Genomic DNA, 20,520 nt, shown 5'->3' with positions numbered 1-20,520 from the left:
GGGGCGAGGCAAGGATAGGCCGAAGGTTGCGTTCAGCAGGGACTGCGGGCGCACCAAGGGCAAGGATGTTGCCCTTAGCCACTTTTAAAAAGACGAATCAAGAGATAACGAGGAAGGTCGCCATGCCTATCACCATTAACGACTCCCTATTTGCAGCTCAGCAGAGTTCAAACCAGCTGTTGAAAGTTAAAAATGAGAGTGAGAACTCCTTTGAAGCACTCGCTTCTGGTTTAAAAATCAATCAGGCTGTTGATAACCCCGGTTTGATGGGGATGATTAGCCGTCTGACCAGTGAGGTTCGTGGTATTAATACGGCCCGTCAGAATATCAACCAGGGGGTTTCATTAACCCAGGTTGCACAGACAGGGGTTGATACCATTAGCAATGATGTACAGCGCCTACGTGAACTGGCGGTACAATCAGCCAATGGTACGCTGAATGACTCAGACCGCTCGGCCATCAATGCAGAGGCCACTGAGATCCAGCAGAGTATTGCCGACACCATTAGTAACACCACCTTTAATGGTCAAAGCCTGCTTGATTCTGGGAACAGCGTGACCATTCAGTCTGGTACCGATGCGAATAACCAGACAGATCTGCAGTTGAGCGATCTCTCCTCGCTTAATAGCGCAGGGTCTATCGATCTGAGCACACAAGCGGGCGCCGAAGCCTCCTTGAGCCTGCTTGATTCTGACCTGGATAGTCTGGGTACACTCAATGCTTCCTTTGGGGCCTATCAAAACTCACTGGAAAGTGCGGCGGATAACATTAGCCAAATGGCCATCAATACCGAAGCGGCCCGTGCTCAGGTTCAAGATGCCAACGTGGCCGCAGAGATGGCCCGTCAAACAGGCTCAGCCATTCGTATGCAGAGCATTATTGCGGTGCAGGCTCAGGCCTCTCAGATCACAGATAATCTTTATGGCAAACTGATCGGCTAAGGCTTTTCAGAGACAAAAAGAGCTTAAGAAAAACCCCCTCGTGGCAAGCAAGGGGGTTTTTTGTTTTCGCTGCCTTGAGCCGATGACCTTTCCCCGTTTACCATAGTCTTTGGTAATAAGCTTATTCATTGGTTTGGGGCCTACCTATGTTGCGTCTGTTGCTCATTGTTGTTCTACCTTTGGTCTTGGCTGTAACCCTGTTTGTTACCCAAACAGGGTTGTGGAGCAGTATGCAACAGGCAACGCCGGGTCAGGCGCACCATGCCCAGGATGCAGAGCCATTGCTGAAACAGGCTTATGCCCAGGCCTATGCTTGGCAGCAGCTGTTGGTTGAAGGTTTGATGGTTGAGAAATTTGAAACCTACTTGGCCAAATTTCATAAGCATCGACGTGTGACCCGAGAAGGTTTACAACGCATGGTCACGCGTTTAGAGGGGGATCCTGCGCTTGCCCGCTGGCAGGCTCTGCTTCAAGCGCATATGGCCATGGATCCCGCTTTCCGACAGGCCTTGGAGCGGTTTCAGGTTGTCCAAGAAAATCCCAAAGAAGCGGCTGTGGCGGTGATGCCGGATCTAGAAAATCGTTTTCTAAACCCCTTAGAACATGCGGTTGGGCAGTTGCAACAGCAACGCAGTCAAGCCTTACAGCAGCAAGAGCAGGGGCATCGTGGCTTGACCCCCTTACTTTTGTGGGGAATGGGGTCTGCGCTGGTTATGTGGATGTTGCAGTTAGGGTTGCTCTACCGTTGGCAGCAACACCCCCTTAAGCAGATGGCACAACTTCTAAAAAACATTTGGCCAGACACTGTTCCCCAGCCAGATTTGCCCATAGAAAAAGCCCCCGCATTATGGTTAGAACAAGCCCTGTTGGCCCTGACACGCCCACGATCGCTGCCCACCCCTAAGGATGACCCCGCTCCGGTTTGTACCGACCCGTTACGTTTGGAGCTGGGCCCTTTAAGACATGCCCATGGTGAGGGGGATATTCATGGGCTTGTTGTGGTTCGCCTGCTTGATAGTGAGCAGATGGGGCTGCAGATCGGGATGAAACCGTGGGTGGAGTGGCTCACCAATGCCATGGCCCGCTTACATCAATCCCTGGGTGCAGAGGCGTCTGCCATGATGTTGGGTATGCAAGGTATTGCGGTGCGTTTGCCGGCGGTACCTGAACCTTTGGCTTTGGCAGGGTGGGTCTCTCAAATAACCACCGCTTTGCAGGGGTTACCCCAAACCCTTTCTTTACCATTGCCCCTCTCAGTATCTGTTGGGGTGGGGTTGAAAGCCGATAGAGATCTTCAGCAGGCCTTACAGCAGGCATGGCTGGCCAGTTATTTACCCCAGCGTAGTGGTTATGGGTGCTATGAACAGGCCCTGGCTGCCCAATCGATGACAGAGCCTTGGTATTCATTGTGTGAAGCGGTACAGGCACGTCGTGGTATGGCCCTGTTTACCCCGATTGTCTCTCTGCAGGCTGGTGGGGTCTCTTATGTTGAAATGAGTATGCATTGGCAGCATGAAGAGGGTGGCGTGATGACGTTACCAACCCAACCTGTTGCATGGTATCTGCAGCTACAGCTGCCTGGTGTGGCATGGTGGATGATGGAACAAGCGGTACACCAACTGCACGCCTGGCGACAAGAAGCGTTGAATATTCAGTTGGATCTTCAACGGTGGCCATTGCCAGATGTCACCTTTGTCGGGCGTTTGCAGACGTTGATGATGCGCCTTCAGGTGCCTGAGGCGCGGTTGACCATTCTGATCCATCATGATCAATGGCGTGACCCACACCAACAACAGTCGATCCAGGCATTTCAACGTTTGGGTATCCAATGGGGGGTGAAGGGGGTTGGCGGGATCACCCATTGGCAGGGGTGGCCGTCATCCTGTTTGATCTGTTTGGACGAGCTGTGGATCAAACGTCTGGAGGGCGATGAGGAGGCGTGTGCCGAACTGCAGGCGCTCTCCATCCTAACCGCTGAGCATGAGATGACGATGATGGCCTCGGCTGTCGAGAGTCGAATGACACTGGAGCTGAGTAAAAAAATGGGGTGTGATGCTTTTCAAGGTGCTTTCATTGCGCCAGCGATGGCAGCCGATGATTTTTTAACATGGCGCAACCGCTCCCCCTGGTGTCGCTGATCGTCGGGTCTGTTTTGTGGTTCATTGAGTATGGCACGCTTCATTTGTGATGGAACAGGATCTGTGCATCCTGAAAAAGGCGGCACCTTTTACCGCCTTTCCTGAAAACCTTTCCTAAGCACTTCCTATTCATGAGAAGTGGTCTTCATTGTTACGCAAAGTTACCTTGTGATGCGTTGCTTAAGCCTTAAATAATCAGAATGTTAGCCTGATTATCTGGCGGGTGTGTCACTTGGCATGTTCTTGGCAATATTGATGGTCGGCAGAATCCTGAATCCCACCCCTTCAGAGGATCTGTTCAGGTGCTGCACCCTAAGGATAGGCCATGTTGGGTGTGGTGGGATGGGGGGATCCGACCTATGTCGGGCAACATATCTAAGCAGCTGGTATTAGCAGCGGTTGCAACCCCCCTTGGATAAGAAAGGGAGTCGTATGGGCATTGAAATTAACAAGCGGCAATGGGAGCGGGGTACACACCTGCATCTGTTGGCTTGCAGCCCCAAAGATCTGGTTGAAGAGCTTAACCGTTACCGTCTACAGAGTGAACAGCTCGAACGCGTCTATGAGCTGCACCGACGCTTGGGCGAAAAACCAGATTTAGCCGCCATGATCGAGGCTTTTTCCGTCTGGCTTAAAAGCTACTTCTCCCATGAGTTGGTGGCCTATCGGCATGGTGGCCGGCACCGTCAATACATCTCCTGTAGCTGCCATGGCCCAGATCGACAAAATTTGGTGGATGCGGCCTCTGCGCTGTTGGTGGCAGAGACGGTGGAAGATGAGCTGGGCAATCTAGACCACTTAGACAAACGCTATCGCTTTTTGTTGATGGACCCTGAACCGGCTCCTGAGCGACTGTTACTGATTTTTGATCAAGAAAGTGATGAAGGGGACTTTGAGTCCATGGTAGAGATGGTTGCCCGTGAGATGCGGGGACCTTTAGACCGTGTCTTGGCGTATGAAGATCTCTACGATCAAGCCCGTCGTGATGCGCTGACCGGGTTGGTCAACCGCCGGGTGTTTGATGAACGTCTGGAACAAGAGATTACCAACGCTGAACGTTACAGCCATCCGCTCTGTTTGGCCTATCTGGACTTGGATCACTTCAAAGCGGTTAATGATATTCTGGGACATGCAGAAGGGGATGTAGCGTTACGACAGGTCTCTTTGGCGTTGGCCAGTATGACCCGTGACTCAGACTGCCTAGCCCGTGTGGGGGGGGATGAGTTTGCCATGATCTTGCCCCATACAGATCTGGAGCGGGGGCGTAAATTTATGGAACGTCTGGTTTCTAACGTGCGTGCGTTAAATATTCAGGCCCCTGGGCATCCGGTTTTAGGGGTAAGTATTGGCATAAGCCAATGGGACTGTAATGTGCCCTTGGACCGTTGGTTGGAAGATACCGATGCGGCTTTGTATAAAGCCAAAGCCAATGGCCGTTGCCAGGTGTGTGTGCTGTAAAGAACAGGTAAGCATCTATAATTGTCTGCTTTCTTATACGGTGCTGGGGTTCTCTCCAGCACCGTATTTTTATTTGTGACATCCAGGCTCTGGCTGTTTAGACTTCCCCTCGCTGGGGAAAGGGCGTAATCTATAGGGCCTCGAACCCGAATCATGCAGAGACGACCATGGCCAGTGGGCCAGGTCTGTATATAGGTAACGGAATTCCCATGACCCAAGCCCGAAACTTTCTTGAGTTTGAACGTCCCATTGGTGAGTTAATGGCCAAAGTGGATGAACTGCGTCACCTCTCCACCACCTCTGATATCAATATTGAGGAGCAGATTGAGCAGCTGGAAGATAAAGCCAGCAATCTCACGGAGGAGATCTTTGCCAAGCTAAGCCCCTGGCAAAAGACCCAGCTTTCTCGACATCCCGATCGCCCCTATACCAGTGATTATCTGGAGCTGGTGTTTGATGACTTTGTTGAGTTGCATGGGGACCGTGGCTTTGCAGATGACCAAGCACTGATTGGTGGTATGGCCAAACTTAATGGTCGTGATGTCATGGTGTTGGGGCAGGAGAAGGGGCGTGGTACCAAGGAAAAGGTAACCCGTAACTTTGGTATGCCTCGGCCCGAAGGGTACCGTAAAGCGTTACGACTGATGAAAATGGCGGAAAAATTCCGCATGCCTATCATCGCTTTAATCGACACCCCGGGTGCCTATCCAGGTAAAGGGGCTGAACAGCGTGGTCAGGCAGAAGCCATTGCCCGTAACCTTAAAGAGATGGTGATGCTCAAAGTGCCCATGATCTCCATTGTGATTGGTGAAGGGGGATCTGGTGGGGCCTTGGCCATTGGTATGGGGAACCGGGTGATGATGATGCAGTACGCCATCTATTCGGTGATCTCACCAGAAGGGTGTGCCTCCATTTTGTGGAAAGATGCCGCTAAGGCCTCTTTGGCCGCAGAGGCCATGCGTCTGACCGCCGATGAAATTTTAGGGGTAGGGGTGATTGATGGTATTGTGCCGGAGCCTGTTGGCGGTGCCCACCGAGATCGGGAAGAGGCTGCACGTCTGCTGAAGGTGCATCTGGTTAAGCAGTTGGATGGTTTGTTGAAGATGGATTCTGATGAACTGCAAAATCAGCGTTACGAAAAATTTATGGCCATGGGTGAGCTGGAAGAGGTTGGCTAATTGCTCCCTATGACCATGGAGCTGTTTGAGATGTAAGGAGGCCTGGTATCAGGCCTCCTTTTTTATGTTCTGGGCCCAAGCTTTACCTTGGTTGCTTGCCGTCAGTATCTCCTGAAACTCAGTGGCTTCAACAGGGGGGCAGAACAGGTAGCCTTGTAAATGTTGGCAGTTTTTGCGCTTTAGGTGCTCCAGCTGTTGGGTGTTCTCTACACCCTCGGCAACCACCTCCAGCCCCAGTTGTTGGGCCATCAGTAAAATGGCATCAACAACCGCTTGCCCCCGTGGATTTTCGGGATCAATCTTCTGAATAAATGTACGGTCTATCTTCAATATTTCAATGGGGAATTGATGCAGATAGTTCAGGGAAGAGTAACCTGTTCCAAAATCATCAATGGCAATTCTAACCCCAATCTTTTTGAGAGAGGTTACAACGTTCAAGGCATGGTTCATATCCGCCATGGCCATGGATTCTGTAATCTCCAGTTCTAAACACTCAGCAGGTAAGCCTGTCTCTTGTAAGGTTTCAGTCACGCGTTGCAGCAGTTTTGTATCCCTAAACTGTCGGGGTGAAATATTCACCGCAACCGGTAGGTTTTGGCCATGCTGCTGGATCCAAAGCTTAGCGCTACGGCAGGCTTGCCGCAGGATCTGTTGGCCAAGAGGCAGGATTAAGTTGGTTTGTTCGGCAATGGCAATAAACTGATCAGGGTGGATAACCCCTTTATCTGGATGGTGCCAGCGAGCCAGGGCTTCTGCGCCGACAATACGCTGGGAGTGGAGATCAACTTTTGGTTGAAACCATACTTTAAACTGCGCCTCTTCTAGCGCAATGCGCATGTGGGACTCGGTTTCCGCACGCCGGGTATTGACTTGGTTCATCTCCTCTTGGAAAAAACGATAGGTGCCACGCCCCGCTTTTTTGGCTTGGTACATGGCGACATCCGCATGTTTGTTTAACAAAGGTGCGGTACGGCCATCTTGGGGGAAGCAGGCAATACCAATACTGGCACCAATGTGGGCCTCATGCTCATGTAACTGAAATTTTAGATGAAGTTGAGTAAGGATCGCTTTGGCCAGCTCAGTCGCCTTACGTTGAGATGAGAGCTCTGGCAAGATGACGGTAAACTCGTCCCCCCCTAACCGGCAGACGATGTCACTTTTTCGCAAGGTCTTTTGTATACGTGTGGCGACAGCTTTTAACAGTAGGTCTCCCATATCATGGCCAAGGGTGTCATTGATCATTTTAAAGCGGTCGAGATCAATGAAAAAGAGCATGAGCCCCCAATCTTGGCGGGTGGCGACCTCCAGCTCTCTTTGAAGGCGGTCTTGATAGAGGGTTCGGTTGGGTAGGCCGGTTAAGCTATCCTTAAAGGCTAGATCTTCAAGTTTTTTCTCGGTGGCTTTTTGTTCGGTAATATCGATAAAAATGCCGACATAGTTGATCACCTCACCCTGATGATCGTAGACGGTATTAATGGTGAGCCATTTGGGAAAAATAGACCCGTCTTTACGCTTATCCCAAATCTCACCCCGCCATACACCATGGGTTGCAATGCTTTGCCACATTTGTTGGTAGAACCGTGCATCATGATGACCGGATTGGGAGATGCGTGGATTGTACCCCAGCACATCCTCCCGAACATAGCCGGTGATACGCAGGTATGCCTCGTTTACGGCAATGACACGGCTCTCCTTATCGGTAATCAGTACCGCTTCATCGGTATGTTCCACAACCCGCTGATAAAGGTGCAGTTGCTCTTCTGCTGCGCGTCGTTGTTCAATTTCATTAAGTAGATGATCATTGAACTGTTGTAAGGCTTGTGTCCGTTTGGCCACCCTTTGTTCCAAGTTTAGGCGTTCCTGTAAGAGTGCATCATTGCTTTGTCTTAGCTTTGCATAAAGGTCAGAAAGATGGTTGGTCACATCTTTTAAAATGGCAAAATCCGTATCCAGCTTTTTTTGACAGTTTTGGCTCCATTGATAATCCCCCTCGGACAGACCCTTAAGCGCATGGGCTAAAATGGTAATGTTACCTCGTACTCGAGTCAGCATAACAAGACTGATAAAGAGTGTAATGAGCAGTATCGAGCTCCCTGTCCATGCCAAAGTGTGGAACTGTTGATCCAATTTTTGGGCTTGGGCCGTTGTGCGTTGGCTGGCGGCGGAGCTGAGCGTATTAAATAGATCGGCGGCTGCAAATGAGATGCTGTTGTGACGTGTCGCAATAAGTTGAACTCTCTTTGGTGCTTGCTTGGGGTCCAAAGAGGCGGACTTTAAGGCAGAGACCAGGGCATCTCGGTAGCGCCTAAGTTGGTGGTTCAGTGCCGCGAGCTGAAGATCCAGCGTGGTGTTGTGCAAATTCAAAGGTTGAATAAGCTGCGTGAGCTGTTGTTGAAAATGGTGGTTGCTCTCATCCTGGCTATCTAAGATCTCGCGCCCGCGTAGATAGACTTCTTTGGTGGATAAAGGGCTGGAATTTTTAAGAAAATAAGCGGTTCTGTCTTGTAGGCTGCGTAGGGTCTCTGTATGCAGGTAGAGCAGCTTATGTAGGGGGAGAATATTGGAGATGATTTGTTGGTTAAGTAAACTCTGTTGTTGACGTAACGGTTGTAGCTCGCGCCAGGTCGTCCAAAATATAACGAGAAGTAGGGCGGGTACCAATAGGCTCAGTATGCGTAGTGAAAACCATCGACCCAACGGCCATAACGGCATAAGGATTCTCCGGTATTTTGGTGGTTAGTGGAGTTCCAACCACTGCTGTGGATGAATCTTACCCAAGGTTTTTAGCCCTTTTTCATGGGGTTCAAAGACCCAAGCCACACCTTCTGGATCGGGCCAAATACCCATGGCCTCCTGCAAGTTCGCAGAGTGGGAAATGATGATACGGTTTTCACCCATCGCAATGGGTTTGGTCATGAGTTGGCGCAGCTGAGTGGTGATCTCTTCTCGGTTGGTGCGGTGTAACCCAAGGGCGTAGTAGAGGTAGGGCAGCGACTTGGCTTGTCCAAAGGCGATCTGGGCGGTGTCGAGACAGCGGCAAAAAGGGCTGGAGAGTACCTCCCCGATCGGTATGCTCATTTGCTGAAAGGCTTGCCCGATTAGCTGTGCCTGCTTGCGACCCTCTGTTGAGAGATTACGTTGGGTCTCGCACCGACTAAGATCCAGTGTGGGAGAGTCCTGTTCACTGTGTACGGTTTGGGTGTGACGAAAGAAAATAACCAGACCACCTTGGCGCAGGCGCTCAATTGATGGTCGCTGATCAGGATGTTCCGCCGCAGCCAGTGGCCCGACCAAACCTATGCACAGACAGAATAAATATACGCGAAAAAACATGAGTCTATCCTGGTCATGAGTCGTTAACGCTAATTGACCATCCATCGTTCTGTTACAAAGAGACGGTGAATCGGGATAATAATAGACCAAAAATGGTACCCTATAGTAGCGTAAGGAATTGAAAACATGCAAATGAAGTTTTTGGTCTGTACCATTTCACGGTTCTGACATGTCGTTGGAGTGTGACAGCATGTCAGATACATGCCGGTTGAAAGGCTTGATGGGTGAGGTGGTCGCGTAGGGATATTGATTTTTGTTAACTGGCAGATAAGGCGTGCAAAGGGTGATATTTAAGTGTTTTTAGCCAAGTGGTATTGATTACGGCCCGCTTCTTTGGCGACATACAGCGCTTGATCCGCCTCTTTTTGCAGTGCAATGGGTGCCGTATGATGGGTGGGCATGGTGCAGGCTAGCCCCAGGCTGATGGTGATTTTTTTCTCATCCAAGGTAGTTTTGCAGTGTTCAATGGCCAAAGCGGCCACATTGGCCAATAAGGTATCGGCGATCTGTTTTACGCCTTCTGTATCGGTGTTGGGTAACATCACCACAAACTCTTCCCCCCCATAGCGTGCCAACAGGTCAGTGCTGCGTTTCATGCAACACTGCATGGCATTGGCCACACGCTGTAGGGTCTCATCACCGGCTTGGTGCCCATAGTGATCGTTGTAGAGTTTAAAGTGGTCTATATCGATCATGATCAAAGCCATTGGCATTTTATGTCGGACACCTCGGTGCCACTCAGCCTCAAACTGATCATCAAACAGTCGGCGGTTTGCAATACCTGTTAGGCCATCCCGATAGCTTAGGGCTTCCAGCTCCTGTTGTAGGCGGCGCATTTTTAGATGGTTATCCACCCGTTGTGAGACAATGGCGGGGCGAATAGGCTTGGTGATAAAATCGACCGCCCCCAGTTGTAGACCTTTTAACTCATCTGCTTCATCTTCCAGGGCGGTGATGAAAATAACTGGGATATCCGAGGTCTCTTCTTGACGTTGTAAGCGGCGGCATACTTCAAAGCCATCCATTTCTGGCATGGAAATGTCCAGTAGCATTAAATCTGGCTGTTTCTCTTTGGCAAGTTGAAGGGCACTTGGGCCATTGGTGGCAAAAAAGACCTGATGTTCAGGATTAATGACTTGGCGGATGATCTGAATATTTGAGGGGACATCATCGACAATAAGAATACGTGCCTGACGGTTCATCGGGTTACGCGTCATCATTTTCTCCTGAAAGAACAGCGCTCAATCCTTGGGCAGCCTCAGCATAGTCCAGTTTACTGATCTGTTCCATCCATCGTTGGCCTAAAGGTTCTAAACCAGCTTCTTGTAGCTGTGGCTGCAAGCTAACCATGAGCTGTTCTGCGGCCATATCCATATTGTCTAAAAGCTCTTTAAGCTGCTGTAGCTTCTCATGCAAATCTGTAGAAAGGGTCACACCATGGGTTGTAGATGTTGAAGGTTCAGGTACCGTTTTGGTGCCCCCGGTTAATTCTGAAATCGCGTTCAGCAGGGGAGGCCAAGCTTCCTGAAAAGTGGTTAGCCAGAGCTGACACTGCGGCTCATTTTTTTGAATACATGCCTGCTCCAGCTTAGTGGCGGCATGGTGTAGTGCTTTGGCTGAAAGATTACCTGCCAAACCCTTAATGGCGTGGGAGATTGATCTGGCGGCGATGAAGTCTTGTTGCTGAAGATGGGCTTCAAGCTGTTGTCCACTCTGTGCATAGGTTTCGCTCAGTTCAACCAGCAGCTGTTTGTAGAGTGATAGGTTGTTATTCAGTCGCGTGATGCCTTCTGAGATATCAAGTGTGGAGTGTTTGGCTCCCCCTAAGTGTGACTCGGTCGTTTGGGGCCCCATGTTCAGCAGTGTGGGGATGTGCTCTTCGAGCGTACTCAACATCTGTGGAACATCAATGGGTTTGGCAATATGGGCTGCCATGCCGATTTGATGACAACGCTCAATATCCTGGGTCATGGCGTTAGCTGTCATGGCGATGATGGGTGGTGCTTGATCAGGCCAGCGTTGTTTAATGGTATGGGTGGCGGCAAAGCCATCCATGACCGGCATTTGCAAATCCATAAGTATCGCATGAAAACGCTGAGGATCGCCTTCAGCAATCAGATCCACCGCTTGTTGCCCATTTTCACACACCTCAACCTGCATACCTGTTGCTGAGAGGATTTCCAACGCAACTTGTTGGTTGATGTGGTTATCTTCTACCAATAAGACACGAGCCCCTAAAAACCGGTTCATCGTTGGGGTATTGGTCTCGCGGTGATGGGTGTGGTGCTGTTTTTCTGAGGTGCCTGCAAAGGTATCAAGAATGGCATCCAGTAAGATCGAAGGGGTGACAGGTTTGGAGAGAAACGTATCAACCCCCCCCGCTTCAACCTGTTCACGCATCTCTTCTCGTCCGTACGCTGAAACCATAATACAGGCCGCAGGTTGCGTGATCGCTTTATCATCCCGCATTTTTTCAATGGCCTGTAAGCCATTCATGTCGGGCATTTTCCAATCCATACACACCACATCATAGGGGGAATCGCCCTGGTGGCTGGCTTTGGCTAAGGTTTGTAGGGCTTCCGGGCCTGAGGCTGCGGTACCAACGACAAAGCCCATGCTGTTTAAGAACTCGGACAAAATTTCACGGGCTGTGCTGTTGTCATCCACCACCAATACTTTTTTACCCCGGACCTCCGGCCCAGGTACAATGCACCAGCGCCCTTCATCTTTGGGTAATTTAAAGTCAGCTGTGAAGGTAAAGGTCGAGCCTATTTCTGGTTTGCTCTCTGCCCAGATCTCGCCACCCATCAAGGTCGACAGCTGTCGGCAGATGGCCAATCCCAGCCCAGAACCACCATACTTACGGGTTGTGGAGCTATCGGCTTGGCTAAAGGATTGAAAAAGATAGTCCAACTGATCATCACTCAGGCCAATGCCTGTATCGCGTACACTAAAGGTTAACGTGATGTGCTCACCATCTTCCACCACGGTATCCGCTGAGATAACCACTTCCCCCCGTTCGGTAAACTTGACGGCATTGGTGCCCAAATTAATCAAAACTTGTGAGAGACGTAAGGGGTCACCAATGAGGTTGCGGGGGACTTTGTCACAAATATGGAAGAGCAGTTCCAGCCCTTTTTCCTCAGCTTTTACAGAGAGGATGTTACTGAGTTGATCCAGCACATCATCCAGACGGAACTCTGTGGACTCCAAAATCAGCTTGCCTGACTCAATCTTAGAGAAGTCTAGGACATCATTAATGACACCCAGCAGAGATTGCGCCGAGGCGTTGATTTTTGTCAGATAATCGGTCTGTTTAGCATTTAGAGGCGTATTTTCCAGAAGGTGCCCAAGTCCCAGCACGGCATTCAGTGGTGTACGAATTTCGTGACTCATATTGGCCAAGAAATCACTTTTGGCTTGGTTAGCCGCTTCAGCCTGCTCTTTGGCTTGGTGTAAGGCATCATCCAGTTTACGGCGCTCAATTAAACCGGCCAGTGTTTGGCCAATAATTTCAATATAGCGAAGCTCTTCATCTGACGCACAATGACCAGGGTTGAGATAAAGAATCAGTACCCCAAGCAGGGTGTTGCGAGACAAAATGGGTACGGCATAGTGACCATGATCTGCCATGCCTGGGTAATGAATATGATGGCGTTCATCAACATGACTGGCATAAATGGTTTGGCGTTGTTCGGCCGCTTGTCCGCACAGACAGTGCCCCAAACCCACCTTGTTGCAGCTCTGAAGTAAAATGGGTTCAAGGTTATGATGGGCACTGAGGGTGAGTTTTTGTGTCTCTTCATCATAAATAAACAGACCGCCCTTATCCAATAGGGTCAGCCACGGCAGGCTAAGGACTTCCGACAGGGCACTTTGTAGCTGTTCGGTAAAGCTCATGGGTTGCAGGGCGATTTTGAGCAGTCGATTAATCACCACTTGGGCATTGTGAGCCTGGTTGCGTTCTTGTTCGGCCTGCTTACGGTCGGTAATGTCCACCGCCATGCTGATTACAGCCCGTCGACCGTCCGGCAGCTCACCCAAAGGTGCAGAGCTGAAGTCCCAAATACGCTGGCTACCTTCCTGGGTGCGAATGGTAAACTCACCCTCATGCTGTTGTCCTTTATGACGGTGTAAATTACGTATGCCATCGATGACATTTTGGCTCTCTTCTGGGTGGGCACGTCCAGCCCAGCGCTCGATGGTGGGTATGGCTGCATGGGTATAGCCTGTGATATGTGTCCAGCTTTGGCTGATCTCCAAAACTTCACCATCGGATGCATGGAGCATAATGGGAGCAGGGGATTGTATAACCGCTCGACGAAAGCGCTTTTCACTGGCTTTTAGAGCCTCTTCATAGCGGCGGCGTTCACTGACGTCCCGGATAATCAGTAAGCGATAGGTGCCTTGCTCACTGACCGTCACATTGCTGGTGATCTCAGCAGGAAAGTAGCGGTCAGACGGGGTGTGGATCTCCATGGTGACGGTATGTATGGCCCCATCATTGGCCAGTAAGGATTCAAACAGTTCACTGCGGGACTCCCCACTGCTCTGTTTGCCAAACAGGGATTTGACCGATTGCCCCAAAAGTTCATCCTGGGGCATGTCAAACAGTTCACAGGCCTGATGGTTGATGCGTAAAATCTGACCATCTTCACGCAAGGTGAGCATGGCATCTGGCGTGGCCTGTAAGATGGTTTCCAACTGGCTGCTGATCTGTAGTGTACGGTTGTGCCCAAGAACAATACGGCGCAACATATAGGCTGTAAAAAGCCCCATAAGGATGGTTGCTGGTAGCAGCAAAATACTCCAGGTCAGGTAGCTTTTTGTGGTGTGCAGAGAGGCCATGGTGGTGGCCTGTTTTTCAGTACGGAAGGCATCAATGGAGTCCGTTAAGATGCGCATGGCCGTAATGGCGGGGGCATCATCAATTTTCACCACTTTATCAACCGCTTTTGGGTCGGCACCCCGTTTGACCAGTAAATAGGCCCTGTGGACATTATTTTTGTATTTCTCAATGACTTGTGTAAAGTTGCCCATGGCCTCAATCTCTTTGGGAGAGGGGGCGAGGCTATAGTAGTGAGAGGTTAGGGCCTCAAACCGTTCAAAACCGGCTTGAACCCGGTCATAATAGTGGGGTTGGCCTCTGAGTACATAATTTTTGAAGTGATGAATAAAACCACCATAACCCAGTTCCTGATTGATGCGAGAGAGAACCTGAGCTCGGGAGAGTGCCAGTTGTTGGTACTGGTTTATCTCCTGATGAAAGGTCTGTATACGGCGGAACCCTTCTAGCCCATAAAGCAACATACCTGAAACAGCGGCCATGGTAATAATCAAGATCAAGGTAACCATCCAGCTATAGCGGTTTCGGCTGCTCTTGTCCTTGGTAGAGGCGGTGGGCTTATGGGGCTCCGGTTGGGGTTTCTCCCGGTCTGATATGGTTGGTTTGGCGTGCTGATCCTGGGGGTGGTGGGGCAGACGCTCTTTGGCGCTATCCATTTCCATTAAGGTCTGGGTCAGTAGTTTGGCTTTGGCTTCTGCCATATAGGCTTGTGCACGCATGGCCAGAGACTGCTCAATTAGCCGCTCTTGAACCGTGAGTGCGTCATCCATGGCCTTAAAGGGGTCTTGGGCGTTAGGCATGCTCATCTCAATCCCGTTTTAGATCCAGGCCGCAGGGGAGTTGGCGTAGATGTTCAATGGCAACCTTGACCTGCTCTCCCTCAATGATCGAACCGTGTTGGGGTAAAATACGATCGATCTGTAACTGACTCAACCGCGCCATGGCAGGGGCTAATATGGTGTTGCTGGGCATATACTGCTGATGCCAGGAATCCATGCTTTGGGGAAAGTGGTCCCCTGCATAGAGCGCCCAGTTATGATCAATGGCGCCGAACAGATCACTGGAAAAAAGGCTGCGACTTTTGGTGTCGTAGGTCACGATGGCACCAGGGGCATGTAGATAGGGGGTGGGGATAAACTGCAACTCTCGGCCGCTGCGTAACGACAGCTTACCACCCTGTTGACTCGTGTCATGAAATTTGGATTTGATCCCATAATGCCGGATTAACCGAATGGTGTTCAAACTGGCCGCAATACGTAGATCATCCCGCCCAATGACATCCTCAATAACCGGTAAATTTCCGCAAACATCAGGATCTTGATGGTGGGCAATGATCAGGGTGATTTCCTGTGGTTTAACCAGATCAATAATTTTACGGGTAACGATGGGAAAATGGGGGATAGAGCCTGGATCAAACACCACCACATCTTCATCATCAATCAAGAGGTAAGGGTTGCAATGAAGGTTAGCCTCCGCATCATGAAACCCAACCCAGTGGATATCACGGGTAATGGCGATGGGGCGGTCATAGTTGAGCTGCGGCATAGATAGGCAACCTTCTGTTAATATCAGGTAGATGACGATCCAAAGTATCAAACAATCGATAAAGGCAATATTTTAGTTTTGTGACAAATGTAACATAGTGGTTTTAAATAGGTTTTGACCGGATTTGAATGTTTGCATTCTAGCGTATATCTCTCGCTATAGGAAAGGGATTTGCGTATGGGGAAAACGACCTAATATGGCTTTAAATCCTTTTGGTTGTGGGGTCTGGCCGCTCAAGGGGGGTGTTTGGGCGCTTCTTTGGCACATATGCACCCAGCGGGGGGCAAGGCTTCCATCTATTGATGAGAGGTCTTGTGGTCTTTAGGAAGCTGCAGAAATATAGGGATAAACAGAGTCTATAAATGAAGTGTATCGTTGAATTTATACGGATAGGGCGTGCTGTCAGCGTAGCTTCATGTTTAGGGATTAGGTATGATGCCTGAATCTATGCCGCTGGGGGGGCGGACCGCTCTTTATGAATGAACCGGCCCGGTATGTGCATGTCTGTTTCGGTGGGTTTTTCTGTATGGCGCATGTGTTCGGGTTGTTAGGGTTTGCGACCTTTTTTCAATTAGGAGATTATTGATGCCTCTGGTTTCCATGCGCCAACTGTTGGATCATGCCGCTGAGAATGACTATGGCTTACCCGCCTTTAATGTCAATAACATGGAGCAGGTGCGCGCCATTATGCGTGCCGCGGATGACACCGACAGCCCCGTTATTTTGCAGGCATCAGCTGGGGCCCGTAACTATGCGGGAGAGGCTTTTTTGCGTCATCAAATCATGGCGGCCATTGAGGCTTACCCCCATGTGCCCATTTGTATGCACCAGGACCACGGCCAATCTCCAGCGATTTGTCAGGCGGCTATTCGCTCTAACTTTACGTCGGTTATGATGGATGGTTCCCTGCACGAAGATGGTAAAACCCCTTCGGATTGGGACTATAATGTGGCCACCACCCGTAAAGTGGTAGAGTTTTCTCATGCCATTGGTGTGAGTGTAGAAGGTGAACTGGGTGTGTTGGGTTCCTTAGAGACCGGTATGGCCGGTGAAGAGGATGGTATTGGGGCGGAAGGCAAGATGGAGAAAGATGCCCTGCTAACCGATCCAGAAGAGGCGGCACAATTTGTTGAGCAAACCCATGTTGATGCCCTGGCCATTGCCATTGGTACAAGCCATGGTGCCTATAAATTTACCCGTAAGCCCACGGGTGATATTCTGGCGATCAGCCGTATTGCAGAGATCAACAAGCGTATACCGAACACCCATTTGGTGATGCATGGATCTTCGGCAGTTCCTCAGGAGCTGTTGGCCATTATCAATGAATATGGTGGTGAAATACCTGAGACCTATGGTGTACCGGTAGAAGAGGTTGTTGAGGGTATTAAACACGGTGTACGTAAGGTAAACATTGATACAGACCTGCGTTTGGCTATGACTGGGGCTATCCGCAAGTATTTACACAGTAACCCCAGTGCATTTGATCCGCGTAAGTATAACCGTCCTGCGGAAGATGCTGCTTATGATGTGTGTAGAGCCCGTTATGAGGCTTTTAACACAGCCGGTCATGCCTCCAAGATCAAAGTGATCACGATGGAGAGCATGGCTAAGCGGTATGCTTCCGGGGAGCTTGACCCCAAGGTGAACTAAGGTATGTGGCGACAGGCGCTCTTTGGCATAACTACACTACTGGCTGCCCTGGTCCCGTTTTCTGCAGCCTCCGCTCAGGAGGTGTTGGGAGAGCGGGCTAACGCCTGTCCGGCGGCGCGTGAGATCGCGCTTAAGGGCATGGGGTTGTATGATATCCAGCCAAAGAAGGGCCTGGCTGCCTTGCAAGAGGCCTATGAGCTGTGCCCCATGGATCTGGCCGTTGGGTACAACCATGGTTTGGGTCTTTATCTGGCCGATCAAAAACGGGCAGCGCTCAAGGTGTGGGGTAAGCATATGAAAACTTACCCCAATCACCTACATACGGTTGCCAACCATGCTTGGACCTACTTTGAACTGGGGGAGGATGAAGATGCGCACATTGCCGCATTCCGTGCCCTGGAACGTTTTCCCCAAGATCTCTCACTTGCCCACACTAAGCTTTATAGTCTGTTTCGCCTTGGACGTTATCTGGAAGCCTATGACTGGCTGACCCGTGCCAATTTGGAAGGGTTGCGTGCCAAAAAATGGCAGGAGCAAGCTGCCCGCTATGTCGTGGAGAAAGAGGGTTGGAGAAAGTTTAGAGCGGGGGAAGAGTTTGAGGCATTAAAACGCAGCATCAATCTGTTGGTAAAAGAGTATCCCAGCGAAGATCAGTTTGTGGTGGCTAAAGATATGTTGGCCCTTGCCCATGTGGATAATGAGGCTGAGGTGCCAATTATTCTGCCTCTGCCCCATGAAGTTTGGGCTAAAAAAGGTAATGTGGATGACCGCCGTTTGGTGTTGGATGAGTTCATCCAGGCTCAACCACTGATCAATAAGTGGGAAAAACGCTCCGATACCTTCGCGTTGATCGTGGGTGTTAGCCGCTATAATCATCTGCCAGGCCGCTATTTTTCTGCACGGGATGCTGAGAATATGGCCCAGCTATTGGTGCGCCGTGGCCTGTTGCGTGGGGATGCAGACCATCTGCGCCTCCGTTTGGATCGAGAGGCCACCACGCTGACTTTACAAAGGGATATTAACTGGTTGCTGGAACAGGGCCGTTTAAACCCCAACGCACAGTTGATCTTCTACTATGCTGGGCATGGTGCGCCCTATATGACCGGTAAAAATGGCACATTGCAGGATCTGCTGATGTTGCCGGTTAATGTCCGTAAAGAGATGATGACCCCGGATAGTGCGCTGTCCATGAAAGATCTACGGGAGTCTTTGGACTCCCTGAAAAACAGAGATGTTGCTGTGATTATTGACAGCTGTTTTTCGGGTAAGGCCCCTTGTTTAAAAACCAAAATGCCGTTAAAGCCCCATCATCGGTCAGGTGCTGAAGTGGCCCGTAAGCCTTGGCTGTTAGCCGCTTGGGATGATCGCCCCTCACAGTTTTTTGCCCCTGGACGTCAAAGTGGCCTGACCTACTTCCTGATGGAAGGGATGTTGGGACCTGCGGATGGTTTGGCTGGTAACGCGAAAGATGGTTGGGTGGGTTTTTCTGAGGCATTTGTCTATGCGCGCCAGGCCATTAAAGAGCAGGGGTTGAAAATGACCCCATGGATGACCAGAGGCAGTAAAATGCGCCTGACCCAAACCGGAGGTGACCGATGATTGGTTTCTCTCTACGCCCACGTTGGTTTATCTGGCGGGCTATAGCCATGGGGCTGGCGTTGTTTCCTGGTATGGCCAGTGCTTTTTTGGTCAACCAATGGGAACCTATTGATACCAGTAGACAGCGGGCCCAACCCGCAGAGGTTGTGCAGCCAGGGCAGCATTGGTTGGAGCCTTTGACAGGTATAGAAATGGTGTGGATTGAAGGGCGCTGTTTTAAGTATGGCAGTGCCCCACGTATTGATGGACGCGATGCCGATGAAGGGCCTGTGCGGGATATCTGCCTATCTGGGTATTGGATTGCCCGCACGGAGATGACCCAGGGCCAGTGGCGACATGTGATGCGGAACAACCCCTCCCAAAACCGTAAAGGGGATGAATATCCTGTTGAGCAGATCGCTTGGGATGATGTGGAGATGTACCTTGGCCGGCTTAATAGCTTCTATAAAGGTAAGGTCAAGTTTCGTCTACCGACCGAAGCCGAGTGGGAGTTTGCCTGCCGTAACCGTGGCCAACGGGTACGTTACGCCACAGGCAGTAGTGCAGGGCAGGGGGCGTGGTACCGGGATAATAGTGGAAACCGGCCACAGAAGGTGGCCACCCGGCGTTCCAACCGTATTGGGTTGTTTGATATGAGTGGGAACGTCTGGGAGTGGACCCAGGATGCCTATGATGGCCAAGCCTATGCCAAAGCCAAATCACAGGACCCGCTTCATGAGGGTGAGCAGCCCTACCGTGTGATCCGTGGTGGTAGCTTTAGTAGTAAAACCAAGCAGCTGCGTTGCAGTAATCGTGGGTTTGAGCATTTCAGTACGCAATCCCCCATGATTGGGTTAAGGCTGGCGGCGGAGATTGATATACCTGTGAAGAAAAAACCCATTAATCTACGCGATGCACTGCTCTAGTCAGTGCCTGATTCTGCCCAATGCTGAACAAAAAAAAGCGACTCTTTAGAGTTGCTTTTTTTGTTTTGCGGCATGGCTGTGGATGGTTATGGCTAATGGTGCAGGTGTCAGCATGGGGGTTTAAGTCTATGGGCTCTATCCCTGTGCCTTGGTCTGTTGGTCTGTGGGATCTCTCATGAGGCACCGCTCAAAGGTTGGGGGGCTCAGTGGCCTGCCCAGCCCCGCATCGTATAGAGGATGTGGGGCTGGCTGGTTCTCCTCGCAGCTTGGTTTGCTGAGGGTGGGGGATGGATAGCCTGATGTTGATCAGCAGAAAACCCCTGGGGAAGAGATGTTTAGTTCCATCACACCTGTGGCCCGTTTTGTAAAGGTCGAGACCCGCTAACGGGCCTATCGCTACCCATGCTAAGCTTCAAAGGTCTGTACGGGTACCTGATGTTTGCTATTGCTGCTGGCTTTAGGGCAGACAATGGTCAACATACCCTGGGCATAGCTTGCGGTGGCCTTACCATTTTCTACATCACCAGGCAGTTTGAGGTGCCGTTGATAGGGCAGGTTCGCCCGCTCATCATATGTGCAGTTTGTGTGATCGCGCTCATTCTGAGTTTTTAGCGCACCAAAAAAGCTCACTGTACGCTGCTGGTTTTCAACCTTTAAAGTGGCGATATCAATACCGGGCATCTCCGCTTCCACGATCCAGGCCTTTTCATCTTCATGCAAGGAGATCAGAGGGGTACGGGTGGATTCAACCGACTCCGCATCCTGGGCAGCACGGGCCATGAGGTGGTCCATCTCTTTTTGAATGGCACGGACCTGACGGAAGGGGTCAAGGGTCATTAAAGTCATGATGTTTCTCCAGATCGCAAGGGCTATAAAAAAGGAGGTTGCAACCTCCTGTCCTGTTGCGAAGCGCTTCTGGTAACTCAT

The 20,520-nt window shown here is 50.6% G+C and carries 13 protein-coding genes; 7 read left to right on the top strand and 6 right to left on the bottom strand.

The genetic code is table 11. The features are described 5' to 3' along the window. Nucleotides 1–122: 122 nt before the first annotated feature. The 4 genes from V5T57_RS14110 to V5T57_RS14095 all read left to right on the top strand — a co-directional run bounded on the left by V5T57_RS14110 (nt 123) and on the right by V5T57_RS14095 (nt 5,715). On the top strand, nt 123–941 hold the full coding sequence (locus V5T57_RS14110) for a flagellin (RefSeq protein WP_332891880.1): 819 nt from the start codon (nt 123–125) through the stop codon (nt 939–941). A 146-nt stretch (nt 942–1,087) separates the two neighbouring features. After that, on the top strand, nt 1,088–3,079 hold the full coding sequence (locus V5T57_RS14105; RefSeq protein WP_332891879.1) for an EAL domain-containing protein: 1,992 nt from the start codon (nt 1,088–1,090) through the stop codon (nt 3,077–3,079). Between the two features lie 432 nt (nt 3,080–3,511). Next, entirely contained in the window at nt 3,512–4,537 is a 1,026-nt protein-coding gene (locus tag V5T57_RS14100; RefSeq protein ID WP_332891878.1) for a GGDEF domain-containing protein, read from the top strand. 167 nt (nt 4,538–4,704) lie between these two features. Next, nucleotides 4,705–5,715, top strand: a complete 1,011-nt coding sequence (locus V5T57_RS14095) for an acetyl-CoA carboxylase carboxyltransferase subunit alpha (RefSeq protein WP_332891877.1) — start codon at nt 4,705–4,707, stop codon at nt 5,713–5,715. Nucleotides 5,716–5,763: 48 nt separating this feature from the next. Here V5T57_RS14095 and V5T57_RS14090 read toward each other — a convergent pair whose 3' ends face one another. The 5 genes from V5T57_RS14090 to V5T57_RS14070 form a co-directional block, all read right to left on the bottom strand. Then, on the bottom strand, nt 5,764–8,427 hold the full coding sequence (locus V5T57_RS14090) for a putative bifunctional diguanylate cyclase/phosphodiesterase (protein ID WP_332891876.1): 2,664 nt from the start codon (nt 8,425–8,427) through the stop codon (nt 5,764–5,766). Nucleotides 8,428–8,451: 24 nt separating this feature from the next. Further along, a complete protein-coding gene (locus tag V5T57_RS14085) occupies nt 8,452–9,048 on the bottom strand; it encodes a histidine phosphatase family protein (RefSeq protein ID WP_332891875.1) in 597 nt (198 codons plus the stop codon). A 290-nt stretch (nt 9,049–9,338) separates the two neighbouring features. Next, nucleotides 9,339–10,265, bottom strand: coding sequence for a diguanylate cyclase domain-containing protein (locus V5T57_RS14080; protein WP_332891874.1), 927 nt, complete (start codon nt 10,263–10,265; stop codon nt 9,339–9,341). Further along, nucleotides 10,255–14,694: a response regulator gene (locus V5T57_RS14075; protein ID WP_332891873.1), complete on the bottom strand. Its 4,440-nt coding sequence runs from the start codon at nt 14,692–14,694 to the stop codon at nt 10,255–10,257. Before V5T57_RS14075 ends, V5T57_RS14080 begins: the two co-directional genes overlap by 11 nt. Before the next feature lie 7 nt (nt 14,695–14,701). Next, a complete protein-coding gene (locus V5T57_RS14070; RefSeq protein ID WP_332891872.1) occupies nt 14,702–15,439 on the bottom strand; it encodes an oxygen-binding di-iron domain-containing protein in 738 nt (245 codons plus the stop codon). 585 nt (nt 15,440–16,024) lie between these two features. Between V5T57_RS14070 and fba the strand changes: the two genes are divergently transcribed. Genes fba through V5T57_RS14055 form a run of 3 tightly spaced genes read left to right on the top strand, consistent with a single transcriptional unit; the run spans nt 16,025 to nt 19,593 of the window. Then, a complete protein-coding gene (gene fba / locus V5T57_RS14065; RefSeq protein ID WP_332891871.1) occupies nt 16,025–17,089 on the top strand; it encodes a class II fructose-bisphosphate aldolase in 1,065 nt (354 codons plus the stop codon). A gap of 3 nt (nt 17,090–17,092) precedes the next feature. After that, nucleotides 17,093–18,688, top strand: a complete 1,596-nt coding sequence (locus V5T57_RS14060; protein WP_332891870.1) for a caspase family protein — start codon at nt 17,093–17,095, stop codon at nt 18,686–18,688. Beyond that, on the top strand, nt 18,685–19,593 hold the full coding sequence (locus V5T57_RS14055; protein ID WP_332891869.1) for a formylglycine-generating enzyme family protein: 909 nt from the start codon (nt 18,685–18,687) through the stop codon (nt 19,591–19,593). Before V5T57_RS14060 ends, V5T57_RS14055 begins: the two co-directional genes overlap by 4 nt. Nucleotides 19,594–19,998: 405 nt before the next feature. On the opposite strand, the gene V5T57_RS14050 is transcribed toward V5T57_RS14055, so the two are convergent. Further along, the gene (locus tag V5T57_RS14050; protein ID WP_332891868.1) at nt 19,999–20,439 is read right to left on the bottom strand and encodes an Hsp20/alpha crystallin family protein; all 441 of its coding nucleotides are present in this window, start codon (nt 20,437–20,439) and stop codon (nt 19,999–20,001) included. Nucleotides 20,440–20,520: the final 81 nt, after the last annotated feature.

The organism is Magnetococcus sp. PR-3 (assembly GCF_036689865.1).
Taxonomy (GTDB): Bacteria; Pseudomonadota; Magnetococcia; order Magnetococcales; family Magnetococcaceae; genus Magnetococcus.
The sequence above is the reverse complement of the archived record's forward strand: the minus strand, read 5'-3'. Positions and strand labels throughout refer to the sequence as shown.